The 19,925-nt window shown below is 65.3% G+C and carries 14 protein-coding genes; 12 read left to right on the top strand and 2 right to left on the bottom strand.

Translation table 11 applies throughout. The features are described 5' to 3' along the window. Nucleotides 1–69: 69 nt before the first annotated feature. From CV023_RS05675 to CV023_RS05715, 9 genes are all read left to right on the top strand, one after another. Nucleotides 70–1,221 (top strand): ABC transporter permease, encoded by a 1,152-nt coding sequence (locus CV023_RS05675; protein WP_230744495.1) that lies wholly within the window; start codon nucleotides 70–72, stop codon nucleotides 1,219–1,221. Beyond that, the gene (locus CV023_RS05680; protein ID WP_230744496.1) at nucleotides 1,221–2,213 is read left to right on the top strand and encodes an ABC transporter permease; all 993 of its coding nucleotides are present in this window, start codon (nucleotides 1,221–1,223) and stop codon (nucleotides 2,211–2,213) included. Before CV023_RS05675 ends, CV023_RS05680 begins: the two co-directional genes overlap by 1 nt. After that, the gene (locus CV023_RS05685; protein ID WP_230744497.1) at nucleotides 2,213–3,871 is read left to right on the top strand and encodes an ATP-binding cassette domain-containing protein; all 1,659 of its coding nucleotides are present in this window, start codon (nucleotides 2,213–2,215) and stop codon (nucleotides 3,869–3,871) included. Before CV023_RS05680 ends, CV023_RS05685 begins: the two co-directional genes overlap by 1 nt. Then, nucleotides 3,864–5,138 (top strand): S66 peptidase family protein, encoded by a 1,275-nt coding sequence (locus CV023_RS05690; RefSeq protein WP_230744498.1) that lies wholly within the window; start codon nucleotides 3,864–3,866, stop codon nucleotides 5,136–5,138. Before CV023_RS05685 ends, CV023_RS05690 begins: the two co-directional genes overlap by 8 nt. Next, nucleotides 5,135–5,947, top strand: a complete 813-nt coding sequence (locus CV023_RS05695; protein WP_230744499.1) for a serine hydrolase — start codon at nucleotides 5,135–5,137, stop codon at nucleotides 5,945–5,947. The genes CV023_RS05690 and CV023_RS05695 overlap by 4 nt, the downstream gene beginning before the upstream one ends. A 64-nt stretch (nucleotides 5,948–6,011) precedes the next feature. Continuing rightward, nucleotides 6,012–7,115, top strand: a complete 1,104-nt coding sequence (locus CV023_RS05700; protein ID WP_230744500.1) for a dipeptidase — start codon at nucleotides 6,012–6,014, stop codon at nucleotides 7,113–7,115. Further along, complete coding sequence (locus tag CV023_RS05705) at nucleotides 7,112–7,822, top strand: type 1 glutamine amidotransferase (protein WP_230744501.1); 711 nt, start codon at nucleotides 7,112–7,114, stop codon at nucleotides 7,820–7,822. The genes CV023_RS05700 and CV023_RS05705 overlap by 4 nt, the downstream gene beginning before the upstream one ends. Before the next feature lie 145 nt (nucleotides 7,823–7,967). Next, nucleotides 7,968–9,326 carry an APC family permease gene (locus tag CV023_RS05710; protein WP_269067219.1) on the top strand — a complete coding sequence of 453 codons (1,359 nt, stop codon included), beginning with the start codon at nucleotides 7,968–7,970 and terminating at the stop codon, nucleotides 9,324–9,326. A gap of 125 nt (nucleotides 9,327–9,451) precedes the next feature. Further along, nucleotides 9,452–9,847, top strand: coding sequence for a universal stress protein (locus CV023_RS05715; RefSeq protein WP_230744503.1), 396 nt, complete (start codon nucleotides 9,452–9,454; stop codon nucleotides 9,845–9,847). Between the two features lie 43 nt (nucleotides 9,848–9,890). On the opposite strand, the gene CV023_RS05720 is transcribed toward CV023_RS05715, so the two are convergent. Next, nucleotides 9,891–10,952 carry an NAD(P)/FAD-dependent oxidoreductase gene (locus CV023_RS05720; RefSeq protein WP_230744504.1) on the bottom strand — a complete coding sequence of 354 codons (1,062 nt, stop codon included), beginning with the start codon at nucleotides 10,950–10,952 and terminating at the stop codon, nucleotides 9,891–9,893. Between the two features lie 469 nt (nucleotides 10,953–11,421). Between CV023_RS05720 and CV023_RS05725 the strand changes: the two genes are divergently transcribed. From CV023_RS05725 to CV023_RS05735, 3 genes are all read left to right on the top strand, one after another. After that, a complete protein-coding gene (locus CV023_RS05725; protein ID WP_230744505.1) occupies nucleotides 11,422–13,758 on the top strand; it encodes an HNH endonuclease signature motif containing protein in 2,337 nt (778 codons plus the stop codon). A 397-nt stretch (nucleotides 13,759–14,155) separates the two neighbouring features. Continuing rightward, nucleotides 14,156–15,235 carry an LLM class flavin-dependent oxidoreductase gene (locus CV023_RS05730; RefSeq protein ID WP_230744506.1) on the top strand — a complete coding sequence of 360 codons (1,080 nt, stop codon included), beginning with the start codon at nucleotides 14,156–14,158 and terminating at the stop codon, nucleotides 15,233–15,235. 325 nt (nucleotides 15,236–15,560) lie between these two features. Then, nucleotides 15,561–16,649, top strand: a complete 1,089-nt coding sequence (locus CV023_RS05735) for a C40 family peptidase (RefSeq protein ID WP_230744507.1) — start codon at nucleotides 15,561–15,563, stop codon at nucleotides 16,647–16,649. A 331-nt stretch (nucleotides 16,650–16,980) separates the two neighbouring features. Here the strand turns inward: CV023_RS05735 and pepN are convergent, their stop codons facing one another. Further along, nucleotides 16,981–19,860 (bottom strand): aminopeptidase N, encoded by a 2,880-nt coding sequence (gene pepN, locus CV023_RS05740; protein ID WP_230744508.1) that lies wholly within the window; start codon nucleotides 19,858–19,860, stop codon nucleotides 16,981–16,983. Between the last annotated feature and the right edge of the window lie 65 nt (nucleotides 19,861–19,925).

Below are 19,925 nucleotides of genomic sequence, written 5' to 3' on the forward strand. Positions count from 1 at the left end.
CCTCTCTATCGTCCCGGGTGCCGGGCATCCGGCACCCGGGACGATGACCCCAGCACCAGGAGCACCACAGTGAGCACACCCACCCACGACCATCCCCAGCCGACGGACCCGGAGAACCCGGAAACCGCCTCGGCGCCGGAGTCCGGCGGACCGTCATCCGGCGGATCCGCAGCCGGCGGGCCGTCATCCGGGGCATCCGGCGGCCCCGCATCCATCGGCCCTGCGGATATGGACGAGCCGCCGAAGGGCGGATCGTTCCTCGGCTACCTGCTGCGGAAGCTCGGCGGAGCCGCGGTCTCGATGATCCTCGTCGTCGTCCTCGGCTTCTTCGCCTTCCGCATGCTGCCCGGCGACCCCGTGCTCAAGATCGCCAAGGAACGACCGATGAGCCCGGCCCAGATCGCCGAGCTGCGCAGCCAGTACGGCCTCGACAAACCCGTCATCGTCCAGTTCTGGGACTACCTCGTCGGCATCCTCACCGGCGACCTCGGCGAGAGCTACGTCTACCGCAAGTCCGTGGCCGCGCTCATCGGCGAATACATCGGGCCCACCCTGCTGCTCACGGCCACCGCGGCCGTCATCGCCATCGCGCTGGGACTGTGGCTCGGACAGCTCTCGGCCTGGCGCCGCAACTCGCTTTTCGACAAGCTCGCCTCTTCGACCTCGCTCGTTTTCTGGTCGGTGCCGACCTTCTGGCTCGGACTCATCCTGCTGATGATCTTCGGCGGCACCCTGCAGTGGCTGCCCACCGGCGGCATGGTCACCCCCGGACTCGAACCGTGGTCCTTCGCGGCGGTCATCGACGTCATCAGACACCTCATCCTGCCCGTCGTCTCCCTCGTCGCCGTGGTCTACGCGCAGTTCCTCATGGTCATGCGCGCCTCCCTGCTCGAGGAGATGAACGAGGACTACCTGACCACCGCCCGCGCGAAGGGCCTGACCGAGGACGAGGTGCGCCGCAGGCACGCCGTGCCCAACGCCCTGCTGCCCACCGTCACCGTGGTCTTCCTCCACATCGGCGGGCTCATCGCCGGCGCCGTGACGGTCGAGGCCGTGTTCTCCTGGCCGGGCCTGGGCAAGCTCACCTTCGAGGCCATCCGCGGCCCCGATCTGCCCCTGCTGCAGGGCACCTTCGTCGTGTTCTCGGCGATCATCATCGTCATGAATCTGGCGGCCGACCTCGTCTACCGCTGGCTCGATCCGCGAATCAGGAGGGCCTGATGACTGCGAACACCCCCGCCGAGGCGGCCCCGGGCAAGCCATCGGGCGCAGGCTCCCTGAACCCGAGTTCGGGCCGGAGCCCGCAGTCCGGCGCCCCCGCCGTCGACGGCGCGAAGCTCGTCCGTGAACGCCGGTTGAACAACGCCAAGAAGAACTGGGCGATGTTCCGCTCCGACATCCCCGCGATGGTCGGCGCCGTGCTGCTCATCTTCTTCATCCTCATCGCGGTCCTCGCCCCGCTCATCGCCCCGGAGTCCCGGCTGGACGTGACCAAACAGCTCGATGTGCCGCGCTACGCTCCGCCGAGCCTCGCCCACCCGCTGGGCACCGACGACCTCGGTCGGGAGATGTGGGTGCGCATCCTCTGGGGATCGCGGGTCTCGATCCTCGTCGGCGTCGCGGCGACCGTGATGTCCATGGTCATCGGCACCATCATGGGTCTGGCCGCCGGCCACTTCACCGGACTGTTCGGGGCCGTGGTCATGCGCATCATCGACTTCTTCCTCGTCCTGCCCTCCCTGCTGCTGGCGATCGTGCTCTCCTCGGTCCTCGAACGCGGGGTGTTCACGATCGTCGTCGCCATCGGACTGACCTCCTGGGCCTCGACGGCGAGGATCGTGCGGTCCCAGACCCTGAGCGTCGAATCCCGGCTCTACATCGAGAGGGCGCGCATCCTCGGCGCCGGGCACTCGCACATCCTGTTCAAGCACCTGCTGCCCTCGGTGATGCCGCTCGTGCTCGCGAACACGACTCTCACGGTGGGCGGAGCGATCATCGCCGAATCCACCCTGTCCTTCCTCGGGCTCGGCGATACGAGCAAGGAGTCCTGGGGCACGATCCTCAAGAACTCGATGGACGTCTCCGCCGCGACCTCCGGCTACTGGTGGTACGTGCTCACCCCGGGCATCGCGATCCTGCTCGTCGTGCTCTCCTTCACGATGGTCGGGCGCGCGCTCGAGGCCATCATCAACCCCGCCCTGAGGAGCCGCTGATGACCGATCTGCGTTTCGACGATGTGTCGATCACCTACCGTTCCTCCTCCGCCACCCGCGGTGACGTCATCGCTGTCAGCGGGGTCAGCCTCGACCTGCCCTCGGGCGCGACCCTGGGCATCGCCGGAGAGTCGGGGTCGGGGAAGTCGACCCTGATCATGTCGGCCCTGCGTCTGCTGCCCAAGTCGGCCCGGCTGGACGGGCAGGTCCTCCTCGGCGGGAAGGACCTCAAGGAGCTGAGCTTCGGGCAGATCCGGGCGGTGCGCTGGGCGCAGGCCTCGATCGTGTTCCAGGGCGCCCTGCATTCGCTCAACCCCGTCCGCGAGGTCGGGGGCCAGATCATCGAAGCCCTCGAACACCATGCCAAGGACACGTGGACGAGCCCGGAGAAGCGGAAGGCGCGGATGCTCGAGCTGCTGACCGAGGTCGACCTCGACCGGTCCAAGGCCGCGGCCTATCCGCACGAGCTCTCGGGCGGGCAGAAGCAGCGGATCATGATCGCCATGGCCCTGGCCTGCGAACCCGACATCATCATCGCCGACGAGCCGACCACGGCGCTCGACGTGATCGTGCAGAAGCAGATCCTCTCCGGCCTCGCCTCCCTGGTGGCCGAGCGCGGGATCTCCCTGCTGATGATCAGCCACGACCTCGCCGTGCTCTCCTCGGTGTGCGAGAATCTCGCGATCATGCGCCACGGACGGCTCGTCGAATACGGGCCCAGCGACCGGGTGTGTCTGGAGCCGGCCGAGGAGTACACGAAACAGCTGGCCGGTGCGTTCCCGCAGATCGGGGATCCGGAATCGCGGATGAATCCGCGGACCCTCAAGCCCGCCGAGGTGACCCGGGCGCAGCCGTTGACGATGAGTGACGAGGTGGTGCTCGAGGCGAAGAACCTCAACGTCTCCTTCGACACTCGCCAGGGGCGGGAACGGGCGGTGCGCGGAGTCGACCTGGCGCTGCGGCGGGCCGAGATCCTCGCGGTCGTCGGCCAATCCGGGTCGGGCAAGACCACTCTGGCGAGATCGCTGCTGGGGCTGCAGGAAGTCGACCCGGGCTCACAGCTGTCCTTCCAGGGGCAGGCGCTGCCGAGAAAGGCGAAGGCGCTGCGGACGTTCCGGCGGCAGGTGCAGATGATCCTGCAGGACCCCTCCGGTTCGCTCAATCCCAAGCGCAGCGTCTACGAGGCGGTGGTCGAGGGACTGCGGGTGCAGAAGATCAAGGATCGTGAGTACGAACGAGTCATCGGGGCCCTCGAAGCCGCCGAGCTCACGCCTGCCGCGGACTACCTCGAATCGATTCCGCAGGAGCTCTCCGGCGGGCAGCGGCAGAGGGTCGTCATCGCCGGCGCGCTGGCGCTCGATCCGCAGGTGCTCATCGCCGATGAGCCCGTGGCTTCCCTGGATGCCTCGGTGCGCGGGGAGATCCTGTCGCTGTTCCTAGCGCTGAAGAAGAACCTGGGCATGAGCGCGCTCATCATCACCCACGATCTGGGTCTGGCGTGGAACATCGCGGACACCGTGGCCGTGATGAGGAAGGGCGAGATCGTGGAGTACGGTGAGGTCGACAGCGTCTTGGCTGATCCGCAGCATGAGTACACGAAGGAGCTGCTCGCGGCAGTTCCCCGATTGGGAAGTCAGAGTCTGGTCAGGAATGAGTGATCCGATCCGCCCGAGCCCCTATTTTGGGTCACCAACCGCGGGGCAAGACTGCGCCCCCGGCTCCCGGCAGAGTCCCTACCTCGAGTCCGCGCCCCTGCAGGCCGGGGACACCGTCCGCCTCATCGCCCCTTCCGGCCCCGCCGACGAGGAGTCCCTGCTGCGCGCGATCGGGCAGCTCGAATCCTGGGGGCTGCGGGTCGTGCGGGGTGAGAACATTCGGGCCAAGCACCCGCGAGTGAGCTACCTGGCCGGCACCGATGAACAGCGCCGCAACGACCTCGTCGAGGCCTGGTGCGATCCGGACACCGATGCGGTCATCGCCCTGCGCGGCGGTTACGGAGCGATGCGGCTGCTCGACGGCATCGACTTCGAGATGCTGCGGGCCCACTCACTGCGGCGCGACGGCCGACCGAAGCTGCTCACCGGGTCCTCGGACATCACCGCTCTCCACCAGGCCTGGGACCATCACCTGCAGCTGGCCACCCTGTTCTGCCCGATGGTCGGCAACGACCCCTTCAAGTCCTCCGCTGTGGTCCCCGACGAGGTGTTCTCCTGGCTGTTCGAACCCTGGGGCGGCCGTGAACTCGGATTCCCGGCGGAGGCGCCGGAATCCGGCATCGGGAGGACGATCCGTGCGGCCGAAACGGGCGAAGATCAGCACGAATCGTCCGCAGGAAACCCGAGCGGCACCATCCGCCCACTCAGCCGGGCGCGGACTCTGGTGCCGGGGACGGCGAAGGGCCGCCTCGGCGGGGGCAACCTCAGTCTCGTCGCAGCGGCGATGGGCAGTCCCGAACTGGCCGGCGTGCGCGATCTGCGACACCGTCACGGACCCTCGATCCTCATGCTCGAGGACGTCGACGAGGAGCTCTACCGGCTCGACAACCTGCTCGTGCAGCTGGTCCGCGGCGGCTGGTTCGCCTCGGCCGATGCGGTCGTGCTCGGATCCTGGCAGGACTGCGCTCCCATCGCCGAGGTGGAGGACCTGGTCATGGACTACCTCGGCGATGCGGGCATTCCGGTCGTCAGCGAGATGGGCTTCGGGCACGACCCCGATGCGCCGAGCCTGCCGTTGGGAGTCGCTGTCACCCTCGACGCGCCGGCGAATGGCTGCCCGCGGATGTGGATCGATCGCACCGCCGACTACGGGCACGTCCCATCGCTGACACGGTCGGTTGCCGAGACGACCGATCACCGATACGACCCCACTGATCTCGGCCACGACACCGATACGACACGACTCAGAGACCAAGGAGCACGACCATGAGTGACCTCGACCTCGACCTCGATTTCGACCGGCTGCCCGGGGTGCGCTTCAGTGCGCTCGCCTTCGACGTCGACAGCGGAGAGCGGGTCTTCGCCCACCACGAGAACGACGAACTCGACACCGCGAGCATGGGCAAGGTGTTCCTCCTGCACACGGCCCTGCAGATGTATAAGGACGGCACCCTCGACCTGCAGGAGCGTCTGACTCGCAGGCCGTCGGAACGGGTCGACGAATCGGGCATCTGGTACCTCATGGACCAGAACGACCTGAGCATCTTCGACGTGGCTCTGCTCATCGGGGCATTCAGCGACAACTTCGCGACGAACGTCCTCATCCGCCGAGTCGGCCTGGAAAATGTCGCGGCGCAGGTCAAGCAGCTCGGCTATGAGAATTCCGGTCTCCACGACTTCCTCCGCTGGCCGCGACCGGCCAAGGCGCCCCGCACCCTGTCGACGGGCACCGCTGCGGAGCTCTCCGACTTCATGGCCCGGCACGCGCAGGACGAATTCTGGGACGAGTCGACGAACGAGATCTTCCGACGCTGGTTGGGTGCGGGCGCGGACACCTCGATGGTCGCCTCGGCGTTCGACCTCGATCCGCTCGCGCACTACAACTACCAGCGCGATGTGTGGGTGTGGAACAAGACGGGGACGAACGGGACGATCAGGGCCGATGCGGGGATCGTCATGACACCTCGGCGCCGGGTCGCCTACGCGGTGTTCGCGAACTGGGAGAAGGACACCGACCGCGTCGTCGACGTCATGCCGCTCATGCGCGAAGCCGGCGAAGCGATCCACCGTTTCCTCTGATTACGGCCACCGACTACGGCCGGCGACCACGGCTGACGACCACCGACAAGGAGAACAGAAGCACATGAGCATCGACGTCTTCGACGGACACAATGACCTCGCCTGGTTCCTGCGCGAGGAACGCGACTACAGCGTGGAGGGGCTCAACGACCCAGCCGTCTCCCCGTTCACCACGATGGACCAGCTGGCCGCCGGGCACGTGGCCGCCCAGTACTGGTCGGTCTACGTCCACTCCTCGATCACCGGCGCGCAGGCGATCAAGGCGACCTGGGAGCAGATCGATGCCGTCGCCCGCGTCGTCAGCGCGTACCCGGAGCGCCTGGCCTTCGCCCGCACCGCCGCCGAGGTGGTTGCCGCGCGCCAGGCCGGAAAGGTCGCTTCGCTCATGGGCGTCGAAGGCGGGCAGCAGATCGACGAATCCCTCGCGGTCCTGCGCTCCTATGCCCGGGCCGGCGCGAGGTACATGACTCTGACCTGGTCGACCACTCACTCCTGGGCCGATTCGGCCACCGACGATCCGCAGCACGGGGGCCTGAGCGCATTCGGCCGTGAGGTCGTCGCCGAGATGAATCGGATCGGTATGATCGTCGACCTCTCCCATGTCGCGCCGAGTGTCATGCACCAGTCGCTCGACATCTCCACACTGCCCGTGATCTTCAGCCACTCGTGCGCGTTCGGGCTCAACCCGCACCCGCGCAACATCCCCGATGACGTGCTCGACCGCGTGCCCGGCAACGGGGGAGTGGCGATGATGACATTCGTGCCGTCCTTCGTCTCGAACGAACGCCGCGAATGGGTCGACGCCGGGGAGCAGGGCACCGCGCCCGAGGTGACCGTGGCCCAGGTCGCCGACCACTGCGACTACGTGCGCGAGCGGATCGGCATCGACCACATCGGCCTCGGCGGCGACATCTGCGGTGTCGACGAGCTGCCGACGGGACTCGGCGACGCCGGCCAGTACCCGAACCTGTTCGCCGAGCTCGCCGGGCGCGGCTGGTCCGAGACGGATCTGCGCAAGCTCGGCTTCGACAACGCGATGCGCGTGCTCGAGGCCCACGAAGAGGCGTACACGGCGTTCATCGGAACGGCGGACGCAGGAACGGAGAGCAGCGCCTCGGCGGGTGACGCGGGATCGGGTGGCACCGCCTCGGCGAGGGACGCGCGATGACTCGCCTCCTCGTCATCGTCAACGACTTCGAGTCCCAACCGGGGCAGCTGACCAGGTGGATGATCAGCGAGAACGTCGAGTTCGACCTGCGCATCGGGGGAGTCTCCGCGCTGCCGGCGCCCGAGGCCCTTGATGACTACGACGGCCTGATCATGCTCGGCGGCGGATACATGCCCGATGAGACCGATCGGGCGCCGTGGCTGAGCACCGAGGCCGAGCTGTCCAAGCGGGCGCTGGCCACGGACATGCCGCAGTTCGGGATCTGCCTGGGCGGACAGCTCATCGCCCACATCATCGGCGGTGATGTGCGCGCGCAGACCGGGGAACCGGAGAAGGGCTACACCTGGATCGACACCACCGCCGAGGCGGCCGCCGACCCGGTCTTCTCCGCGCTTCCCCAGCGGACGTCGTTCGTCGAAAGCCACGTCGACCGGATCGTCGGACTCCCGCCCGAGGCGACCCTGCTGGCCTCGAGTCAGGCGTGTGAGTTCCAGGCCTTCCGGGTCGGCAACGCCTGGGGAACACAGTTCCACCCGGAGTCGACACGCGAGAACATTCTGCGGTGGGACGCAGACAAACTGCAGAATCTGGGGTTCAATAAAGAGACCCTGCTGAAGGAGGCGGCGGAGCGCGGACCCGACAGCGAACGAGATGCGAAGGCCCTGTTCACCGCCTTCCTCGCTGTCGTCCGCAACACTGGGATGTGAATGCACCCGGATGTGAAAGTGCGAGAGCACGGGCGCAACGAGGCGCACGTGTGAGAACACCGGAGATGGAGGAATCGTGAGTGACACCGGAACCACCACTACCGAACCGGGGGAGGGGAAGCAGCCCGAGACCCTCAAGCGGGTCATGGGGCCGAAGCTCCTCCTTCTCTTCATCGTCGGCGACATCCTGGGCACGGGCGTCTATGCCCTGACCGGGCAGGTGGCCGGACAGGTCGGCGGCGCCGGGTGGGCACCGGTCATCCTCGCCTTTCTGATCGCCCTGATCACGGCGTTCTCCTATATGGAGCTCGTCACGAAGTATCCCCACGCCGCGGGTGCTGCGCTGTACACGCACAAGGCGTTCGGGATCCACTTCGTCACCTTTCTCGTCGCCTTCGCCGTCCTCAGCTCGGGAATCACCTCGGCGTCGACTGCTTCGAACGTCTTCGCCGCGAATATGGTCGCGGGCTTCGGCTGGGACATCTCGGGGACCTGGGTGATGTGGATCGCGCTCGGCTTCCTCGCCCTCGTCGCGGCGATCAACCTGCGTGGTGTCGGCGAGAGCGTGTGGTTCAACGTCGTGCTCACGGTCATCGAGCTCTCCGGCCTGCTGCTGGTCATCCTCGTCGGCTTCTTCGCCTTGGGCTCGGGCAGCGCCGACTTCTCCCGTGTGATGATCTTCGAGACCGCCGATGACAAGAGCGTCTTCCTCGCGGTCACGGGTGCCACGGCGCTCGCCTTCTTCTCGATGGTCGGATTCGAGGATTCGGTGAACATGGTCGAGGAGACCAAGGATCCGCGGATCTTCCCGAAGATCATGCTCACCGGACTCTCGATCACCGGAGTCATCTATGTGCTCGTGTCCGTCGTCGCCGTCGCCGCGGTCCCGATCGGCCAGCTCTCCGAGTCGGAGACGCCGCTGCTCGACGTGGTCAAGGCCGGTGCCCCGGGGATCCCGATCGATGCGATCTTCCCGTTCATGACGATGTTCGCGGTCGCGAATTCGGCGCTGATCAATATGCTCATGGCCAGTCGTCTGCTCTACGGCATGGCGAAGCAGAACGTGCTGCCACCGGTGTTCGCGAAGGTCCTCGCCGGACGTCGCTCCCCGTGGGTCTCGATCATCTTCACCACCCTCATCGCCTTCGCTCTCATCATCGGCGTGACCACGTTCCTGCCGGAGTCCGTGACCGCGTCGCTGGGCGGTACGACCTCCCTGCTGCTGCTCGCGGTCTTCGCCGTCGTCAATGTTGCGGTGCTCATCCTGCGCCGGCAGCCCGCGCAGCACGAGCACTTCAAGGCTCCGTCCTGGCTGCCCTGGATCGGCGTGTTCAGCTGTGCCTTCCTCGTCGGCCCCTGGGCGCGTCTCGAGGACCTGATCCAGTACCAGATCGCCCTCGCGCTGATCGGCATCGGCGTCGTACTGTGGGCGGTGACCTGGCTGTGGAACCGCTCGGTCAGAGGCTCGAGCACGAGGTTCCGCAATCCTGAGGAGCTGACATGATGGAGTCCGGCGCTGAATGTGCCGGAGCTGGCCAGTCCGGCACCAGCCGTACCGGCACCGGCTAGCCCGGCGCTGACCGTGCCGCTTCCGTCCCTGCCAACCATCCCGATAAGCGAAGGTGAACAATGACCATTGTCATCGGTTACGTCAACACTCCCGCGGGCCATGCGGCCCTCGATTCCGGCATCGACCAAGCCAAGAAGGACAGCCATGATCTGGTCGTCGTCAACGCCTCCCGCTCGGCCTCACGCAGCGATTCCTACCGCCTCGGCGAGGGCGAGCTCAAGTCCGTCAAGGACTACCTGGGTCGCTCCGGGGTCGAGTATCGGGTGCTGACTCCGGGCAGCGAATACGATCCCGCTGAGCAGCTTCTCGACGCCGCCGCCGAGGTGGGGGCCGAGCTGATCGTGCTCGGCACCCGGAAACGCACTCCCGTGGGGAAGTTCCTCCTCGGGTCGACGATCCAGCGGGTCATTCTCGACGCCGAGTGCCCCGTGCTGTGCGTGAAGGCCAAACACTGAGCTGAGAACCGCTGGGCCGAGTGCACAACCTCGGCGGGGAAGCTCAGCCGAACGAGCTCATGATGAGGTCGGCGTTGACGTGGGCCCCGGCGAGGACGCCGCTGGCGGCGCTGCCGACCACCATCGCCGACATATCCGCGCTGTTGCCGATCGCCCAGACGCCGGGCACCTTCGTCTGGCCCGCCATCTCGGTCGGGATGGTCGAACCCATCCCGCTGGGGTGGGCGACGACGGTGCCGCCCAACTGAGTGAACAGGTCAGCGTTGGCTCGGAAGTAGGGACTCACCGTCAGAGCATCGAAGGTGAGGGTGTCGTCGGTTGCGTCCCCGGTCGCCGAGGTGGCTGCGGAGTCCTGGTGCAGTCTGAGGACGGTGCCTGCGGCGGAGCGGGAGACGCTCTCGACACGTGCGTCGACATAGCCGATACCGAGGGCCTCGAGCATCTTCGTCTGCTCGGCATCGGGCGCCGGAGCAGTGTGCCGGACGAAAGTGACTCGGTCGCTGAGCTGGGAGAACATCATCGCCTGGTGGTAGGACAGGGCACTCGTGCCGATGATGCCGATGTTCTGCCCGCGCACCTCGTAGCCGTGGCAGTAGGGGCAGTGGAGGGCGGTCTCGCCCCACCCCTCGGCGACGCCTGGGATGTCGGGGAGTTCATCGCTGAGGCCGGTGGCGATGATGAGGCGTCGAGCCCGGATGAGTCTGCCGCTCGATGTCTCGAGTTCGAAGATAGTGTCGGCGGCAGAGCCTCCGTCCGGGCCGGAGGCGCCCGCGTCCTGGGTGGAGGCGGAGTTCCCGGGCTGACCGAGGCTGCGCGCCGTGACGACCGTGTCGTCGACGATCTCGACACCATAGTCTGCAGCCTCTCGGCGGCCTTTGGCCACGAGCTCGAGTGGGCTGATGCCCTCGTGCCCGATGACATTGTGGGCGTGGGCGCTCGGTGCATTGCGAGGTTGCCCGCCATCGATGACGATGACGCTGCGCAGAGACCTGGCCAGGGCGATCGAGGCGGCGAGACCGCCGACGCCTCCGCCGACCACGGCGACCTCGACCTCACTGGGTGTGCGCGGATCCGGGAGAACGGAGCTGCTCTGGGTAGTGGTCATGATGGCTTCCTTCTGTGAGAGATGTCTGCGGTGGCCGAGCTGAACATTCTCCAGTCTGAGTTGCAGTGGTGATAGCTGGCAAACATATTTGCGGTATTGGCAAAATGAGAGCTGGCGGGGTAGGGAGGGGAGGGCGTGGAAACGATTTTGAGGATCAGCTCTCTCGAGCGTGGATGTCCAGGTCAGGAGCCCGCCGTTGAACGCGAAATCTCATGTCAGAGGCTCAATGTAGCGTGAATGGCATGAGCGAACTATTTCTATTCGAGAGGAAATGAAGTGTAACGAGTTGCGGCGGTGATTCGGCACCAGTCTCCTTCGGGAGTAGAACCTGCCCGAAAATAGAAACGCACCGAACTGAAAGCAGAAATATTGAGACAAATTAGTACAAAACTATAGACACAATCAGATTCATGATTGTAGAATAGACACAAGAGATCAACAACGACGTTGAAGAATGGACAGTGAAACCATGACTCTCACCCCGAGGCGTCAGCCGAACGAGCAGGACAGGCTTGCTGACGGCATGCGCCCTGCCGGTGCCGCCGATGGGGAGACGTTCGTATGCGGAGGTCCGACCTATAGCGAGATTCTCGGGGAGATGAGCCCGGACCTCAGCGACCATGCACTGGCCGCTCTCTTCGCCAGATTGGCCGATCTGCCCGATGACGCCCTCGAAGTCGAAGGCCCCGATGGAGAGACATCTCGCTCATTGGGCGGATTCCCCGGGGCGCCCGAGGAGTCCGGAAAGGCCGCGATCGCCGACACTGGCACGGCTGAACTCCCTCCGACCGACCGCTGGAACGGACGCAACCTGTGGGAGGCGAGTGCATATGATCCGGAGGCGAAAGCAGAAATCGAGCGCCTGGCCGCGCAGCTCGACGCCGAACGCGCAGAATGGATGCGGAAGCGGTCCAAGGAGTCTGAAGCAGAGCGGACCGTCGAGTACGCCGCGTATCTGGAGCGTTATCCCGAGATCCGGGAACAACGCGAGCGAGAAGACGAAGAATGGCAGCAGCTACTCGACGATTTCGACGAGCGGGCCGCTGAGCAGGCCCGAGTCGAATCGGAACGAGCCGAACGCCACCGTGAGATCGCTCGGAATTCCGAACCTGTGGGAGACGCTCACCCTCTCCTCGACCAGTACCGGTGGTCGGATCTCAAGGGAGTCGCTCCCGAACTGACCGATGGCATAGAAGGTCTCCAGGCTCTCCTGGGCGAGCTGCACTCCTTCACTCGCCCCATGGGACCGGACGACGCGGTCACGGTGATGGATGGGCTCGAAACTCTCAACCGCCTGTCGGAATCCATCTCCATCGTCACTCTCTCGGTGTTCGAACGGGTGGGCACACCTCGCGACTTCGGTGCGAAGACGACACAGGCACTGATCCAGAACCGGCTGAGCCTCTCGGAACGTGAAGCCGGACGCAGGACAGAACTGGCCAAGAAGCTGGGAAAGCGAGTCAACTACAGCGGAGAATCGATCGACCCGAAGTTCGCCGTTGCGTCGGAGGCGCTGCTCAACGGAACACTTTCCGCGAATCAGGCCGGAGCCATCGTCAAATGCCTCCAAGACCTCTCGTCGCGTGTCGACGAAGAGCAGCTGCTCGAAGCCGAACAGATTCTTGTCGAGAAGGCGCCGACCGTTCGTGTGCGGGACATATTCGTGCTCTACAAAGAGATTCTCGGATGGATCGATCCTGATGGTGCAGCCCCTGAAGAGGCCGCCGCTCGCGACAGCATGTGTGTGAATCTGCGTCAGTTGAAAGACGGCACATGGTCGCTCAAAGGACGGCTGGACGAGGAAGCCGGCGGAGTCCTCAACGGCCTGCTCACCTCACGGATCAAGACAGAAGAGGAGAAGGCTTCGCGGAACAGTGCTTCGAAGGCTGAGGATTCGACCAACGGCGTCACCGGTCAGGAAATGGCGGCCGGTCAGGAGATGGCCGCCGGACAGGGATCGGTCACCGATCAGGAAGGTGTCACCGATCAGGAAGTGGTCGATGCCTATGCTGAAGTGCTCCGGGGCGACCGCTCCGATTGCCTGGATCCTTCGCTCGACTTCTCGGTTCCGCCTCCGTTCGCCGTTGATGCCGATGGCCAGTGCCCATCCTCGGAGCAGGACTCTGCGTCCGATCAGCAGCCGGGAGCCGAACGCGCCGGGGGTGTTCCGCAGGGTCTCGGAGTCCGTGAAGACAGATCCCTGGTTGAGATGGCCGACAAGCAGCCGAGCGTGCGGCGCCGGATCTACGAACGTTTCGCCAGCCTCATCGGCAGCATCGAAATGGATCGCATCAAGGCCGGAGCGGCCTATGCGCTGGTCGTGACCGCAAAGGCCGAGGATCTTGCACAGCAGAGCGGACGCGCAGTGACCGGGGCGGAGGCGCCTTTCCCGATCAGATCGGCCGCGCTCGACGGGCTCAATGGCAACGTGTTCTTCCACCTGATAAGCGAACAGGCGAAGACAATGCAGGTGGCAACGGAGAATCGACTCGCGAACGCGAAGCAGCTGGCCATCCTCGCCAGCAGGGACCAAGGTTGCAGCTTTCCCGGCTGTGACACTCCACCGGGATGGTGCGAAGCCCACCACATCGTGCCGTGGGCCGATAAGGGCAGAACCGATATCAACAATCTGACTCTCGCGTGCGGGGCGCACCACCGGCTGATCGATAAGACGGACTGGCACTCGGTGATGCTCAAAGACGGACGACCGGCATGGGTGCCGCCCGCGACGATCGACCCGGCGCGGCGACCGATACTACACGCCCGCTTCATCGCGCGAGAGATCGGCGAGACTCTCTTCGGATAGACCACACTGAGGTCGAAGGGGACGAGTCTGCCCAATTGCGAGGGACGGACCGCACCGGTCCACGGAGACATTCAATTGAGCCAATGCGCCACCCGGGAAAGGCCGCCGAGGCTACAGCGCTCCTCAGCCGATCTTGTCTTCACGGCCATGAGGCAGTCCAGGTCATCCAGTTCAGCCCGTTCAGCCCGTCCAGCCCGTCCGGCCCGTCCGGCCCGTCCGGCCCGTCCAGCCCGTCCAGCCCGATCAGGCCACTCAGGCCGTCAATGCCATCCAATTCAGCCCGTCCAGGTCAGGCGACCAAGTCACAGCGCCGACCGTGTCACAAGGCCGTCCACGTCACAAGGCCGTCCACGTCACAAGGCCACTCAGGAATGAACCCGCCGAGGCCGCTGTTGCCATGGACATGAAGCTTTCCATCCTCGATCTCGTGCCGGCACGCGTCGGACAGAGCACAGCCGACTCTTTCGCTGCATCGAAGCAGATCGTGCAGACCGCGGACAGTCTCGGTTTCACCCGCTATTGGGTGGCCGAACACCACAACATGCCGTCCATCGCCTCGACGATGCCCGGACCCGAACTCATGTACCTCGGTCAAGGTACCGAGCAGATCCGATTGGGATCCGGCGGAGTCATGCTCCCCAATCATGCACCCCTGGCCGTAGCAGAGCTGTTCGCCTTGCTCTCGGCGGTCTACGGTGACCGCATCGACCTCGGAATCGGACGGGCGCCGGGTACGGATCCGATCACATCGGCGGCAATGCGGGGCCACCTCGGTGAAGGTCGCATGGTCGACTGGGAAGGTCGGACGGTCGACCCTGTCGAACAGTTCCCCCAGCACGTCATCGACACACTGAGCCTGATGACTCCCGAGGGCCTGCGCGTTCCCCTGCACGGCGGACGCGAACATGTGCTGCACGCGACCCCGGCGGCGGTGCCCGGCACACAGCCCCTGCCGTGGTTGCTCGGCTCGTCCGGATACTCAGCGCGTCTGGCCGCGGAACTCGGAATGCCCTATGTCTTCGCCAACCACTTCGCTGCCGGCGCGACAACCGGGATGAAGATCTATCGTGACAACTTCACGCCCGGTGCCTACGGCGAGGAACCACGCACCTTCGTCACCGTCAACGCAGTCGTCTCGCCCACCGATGAGGAGGCGCAGCTGAGGTCGGAGCCGTTCCTGCTCCAGATGGCACGGCTGCGCACAGGCGGACAGATGGGGCCGCTGCGGTTGGCCGGTGAAGATGTCCGCTCGATTATGACCGATCAGGAGAGAATGGTCGGCGAGGAGCTGTCCCAGAACTGGATCGTCGGCGATGCCCGTGCCGCCGCAGGGCAGCTCGAAGAGCTCGCCGCACGCTTCGAGGTCGACGAGATCATGATCCAGCCCGTGGCCGGGGCCATGGACGGAGAGGACCTGCGCGAGGACTTCGGGCGAATCCAAACCCTCGAACTCCTGGCCGCGGAATTCCTCCGCTGAGCGTCGGGCTGAGATCCCACCGCCGACCGCCGAACTTCCGGACGCCGAACTTCCGACCGCTGAACAGAGGTCTCATCTCTGTATCGATTCGAGCAAGGACACTTCTTTTCACGTCCTGAGCGCGATATCCTGCCACAGTGCCGAGCTTGCCGTCCACCTACGGTCAGACAGTAAGATGGGCACTGTGTGGCGCTTCGAAGCCCGCGAGATCGATCGAACACGATCGGTGTCGAAGGCGGCGAAGTCCGCATACCGAATGCGCAAGCGCAACTTCGGAGACTTCCCCCACGCGGGTGTGTGACACCTGCAGACCGAAAGAGAAATAATGCGTACCAGAATTGCTGTTTCGGCGGCACTTGGGTTCGGACTTGTATTCGGCGCAGGTGCTCCCGCACTGTCGAGCTCACTCAACGCGACCGATGGTGAATCCTCGGGTGACATGTCTGCCGACGTCGTTCCCGGTCAAGAACTCGAACCGATCACGGACGGCAAGATCGACAAAGGTGAGACCGCCTACGTCGACGTCACCGTCGCCACCCTGTGGACCGACCCCGACGCGCCGCGCAAGATGGACGAGCCCGCCCTCGATCACCCCGTCGACCTCGACAAGTGGAACGAGAACCTCAAGGACACCGACGACCGCCGTGATCTCACCGGCAAGGTCGAGACCCAGGCCGTATACGGCTCAGAGGTCACCGTGCTCAAGATCAAGAGTGATTGGGCTGAGGTCAGCATCAAGGACCAGAAGACCCCCAAGAACAAGAAGGGCTATCCCGGCTGGCTGCCGACGAAGCAGCTGACCGAGAACGACCGCTTCGGTCAGCTCAAGGAAGACCAGCCTCGTGCGGTGGTGACGAAGAAGAAGAGCACGCTCGAAGGCATCGAGTTCACCAAGGATACCGGGGCCGATGTCAGCTTCAACGTCGACCTGCCGCTCATCGCCCAGGACGTCGACGATGTTCGCGTCGCTCTGCCCGGAGGAGGCGCCGCCTGGATCGACGCGGATGACGTCAACGTCTACGATGTCGACGAATCGCCGAAGAAGCCCAGCGGCAAGGACCTCGTCGAGACCGCGAAGCAGTTCGACGGACTCCGCTACCTGTGGGCCGGAGTCTCGGCCTACGGCTTCGACTGCTCCGGGTTCACCTACAGCGTCTACCGCGCCCACGGGATCGACATCCCGCGCGACTCGGGCGAGCAGGCGAAGGTCGGAAAGGCAGTCTCCTCGAGCGACCTCAAGGAAGGCGACCTGCTGTTCTTCTCGACCAGCTCCGGCACCGTCCACCACGTCGGCATGTACATCGGCGGCGGCAAGATGATCCATTCGCCCAACGCCTCGAAGGACGTCTACGTCACCGACTGGAAGTCGTGGGACAAAGGCAACGAGTTCTCAGGAGCTCGCCGAATCCTCTGATCCGGTGCACTGCGTCCACTGGCGCACAGCGGATCCAGGGTGCAGAAGCCAAGGCACTCTGAGGGATGACGAAGGCCGGCTTCCGTATCTGCGGGAGCCGGCCTTCGTCATGTCCTGAGGTCGTGGACTGTGAAATCTTCACCCGCCGAGGCGGACCGGGAAGCCGCCTCCCGCCGAGGCGGATGCGAAGTCTCGGCGGAGACGAACGTGACAGTCTGCTCGAGCAGAGAACGTCCCCCGCCTGCACGAGGAGGGGGACGACAGGACCGGGAAGCCGTCGCCCGCCGAGGCGGACCGAAGACGACACTCGCCGAGGCGGACGAAACCGAGATCAGTGACGAGCGCTCTGCGTGGACTTGAGGAAGATCGCGCGCGCCAGATCGTCACGGCGTTCGATGAGCAGACGGCGCAGAGCCGCGGGAGCCGCCGGGCGGGCGGCCAGCCACGAATCGGTCTTCTCGACCACGGCCTCCTCATCGACCGACCACCGCGGATAGAGGCCGAGCACCAGACGCCGAGCGATCTCGATCGAATTCTCCGACCAGAAGCTGTCGAGGCGCGCGAAGTACTCATCGACGTAGCCTTCGATGAGCGGCATCGCGGTCGGGGCCACAAAACCCGAGATGATCGCCGTGAGCACATCATTGCTCAGCGAACCGACCGAGATGATCGCCTCCCAAGCGCGGATCTTCACGATGGGCAAGGGCAGCGCGGCACTCGCCGTCTCGGCGTGCAGACGTCCGGACGAACTCGGATCGGACTGATTCTCGCGGGCGATATCGGTCTGATCGGCCCAGCCCAGGCAGACGAGCGCGGTCAGCGCATTCCAACGCAGAGCATGATCGTTGATCAGCCCGCGGAACGGCAGGGCCGCCGCCGAATGCTCGGCGGCAGGCGCCGAGACCCCCGAAGCACTTCCGGCCGCACACGAAGCGTTTGCGCCCGCACCAGAACCGGTCGAATCCGCAGCATCCCCAGCATCCGCAGCATCCACAGCCTCGGGTGAGAGCCGTTGGATCTCCTCGCCGACCGGTACGGAGAGGATCTGAGTGGCAAAAGCGCGCCCCATTGCGATCGCGGGACTCTGGCCGAGGCACCGGCCGGTCCGCGAGGTCAGCGCCAGCACGAGGTTGGCCAGGTTCAGCTGTGCATCCGAGCCGGACTTCGCAGCGGCCAAGGCGTCGAGCGCAGCACCGAGCAGTCCCGAGATCGCGGTCTCGAAGTTCCTTTCCGAGACCCACTGGTCCAAGCAGGTCAGCGCCGTCTGGCTCAGCCCCGCCATGATTCCCGCATGGCTCTCCTTGCCGAGGCTCCTGGCATAGGCCGTGAGATAGCGCTGTACCGGCAGCAGCCCGTCACGGACCGCATTGCCCAGTGCTGACCAGGTTAGCGCCCGCGACAGAGGGTCGACGATGCGCGAGACCGAGGTGATCGCGGTTTCGACCGACGCCTCATCGAGGCGTACGCGAGCATAGTCGTGATCGCCGTAGTTGAGCAGGGTGATCTCTCCACGGGACCGTCCGATGAGGTGCTCCACCTCGGCGGATTCCGTGTCGAACTCGAAGACCAGCGTATCGATCGGCTCGAGGCTGCGCCCCGACCGGCCGAGGGTGGCGATCTCGAGCGTATGCGGTCGGAGCAGCTTCGCGCCCTCCGCCGAATCGGCCTGGGTGATCCTCGCCCCGGTGATGCGTTCCCGGGCCGAACGGCGAAGTTCGGCGCCCTCGACCTCGGCGGTCGTCAGCTCCAACGACAGCTCGGAGACGCCCGAGGTGCCCAGCCATGCACTCGCCCAGCTCGCGATATCGCGGTCCGGGGCCGCCTCGGCGAGGCATTCGAGGAAATCGGCGAGCTCCGTATTGCGGTACTCGAAACGCTGGAAATACAGCCGAGACCCGGCGAAGAATGCCTCCCGACCGACGAACGCGACGAGCTGCTTGAGTACGGACGCGCCCTTGGCGTAGGTGATGCCGTCGAAGTTGAGCTTCGCGGCCTCGACGTCGGGAATGTCGGCGACGATCGGGTGAGTGGTCGGATACAGATCCTGGGTATAGGCCCAGGCCTTGCGGCGCAGCGCGAAGGTCACCCAGCCGTCGGTGAAGCGGGTCGCCTCGGCCAGGGCCAGCCCGCCCATGTAGTCGGCGAAGGACTCCTTGAGCCACAGGTCGTCCCACCACTTCATGGTCACCAGGTCGCCGAACCACATGTGCGCCATCTCGTGGAGGATGACGTTGGCCCGCGACTCGTACTGGGCGTCGGTGACCTTGTCCCGGAAGATCAGCGAATCGGTGAAGGTGACCAGGCCCGGATTCTCCATTGCGCCGAGGTTGTATTCCGGGACGAAGATCTGATCGTACTTGCCCCACGGGTAGGGGTAGTCGAAGTTCGCGGAGAAGAAGTCGAGGCCGGCCTTGGTGACCCCGAAGATTTCGTCGGCGTCGAGGTGGTCGACGAGGCTGGCTCGCGTCCATGCCCCCAAGCGCACAACCTCGCCGGTGCTCGGGTCGGTCCACTGATCGCTCGCGCCCTCGTAGGGCCCGGCGGTGATGCAGGTGATGTAGCTCGACTGCTTGAGCGTCGGGGCGAAGTAATGAGTGACGGTGGGGGAGTAGGCGGCATCCGCGGAGGCAGCGTCGTTCGGGGAAGCAGCGTCGTTCGGGGATCCGGCATCGTCCGCCGAGGTGGTGCCCGCGGTGAGCGTGTCCTGGCTCGTCTCGGGACGGTTCGACAGAACCTGGAAGTGAGCGGGGGCCGTGACCGAGAAGACGAACTTCGCCTTGAGGTCGGGCTGATCGAAGTTCGCGAACACCCGCCTGGCGTCGGTCGGCTCATACTGGGTGTAGAGGTAGACCTTCCCATCGGCGGGATCGGTGAACCGGTGCATTCCCTCACCGGAGGTCGAATAGCGAGCTTGGGCCTCGACCGTCAGGACGTTCTTGCCTTCGCGGACGGGGATACGCACACGGGCGCCGTCGAACACCTCGGCGGGGTCGAGCCTCTCACCATTGATCTCGGCCGAGGAGACCGAGTCCGCAATCAGGTCGATGAACGTCGCGCCCGCGGCACGCGCCTTGAATTCGACGACGGTCCGGGAGTAATAGGTCTCAGCATCTGTTTCGGCATTGCTCACATCGATATGGACGGTGTAAGTCTTGACCTTGAGCAGCTGTGTGCGGCTCTGCGCTTCGTCTCGGGTGAGATTCGTTGTCATTCATAGCCTCCTCGGCGCACCGACTTTAGCATGTCACAATTCCGGTACGCTGGGTAAAGCGGATG

It is taken from the genome of Brevibacterium sp. CCUG 69071 (assembly GCF_021023135.1).
Taxonomy (GTDB): Bacteria; Actinomycetota; Actinomycetes; order Actinomycetales; family Brevibacteriaceae; genus Brevibacterium.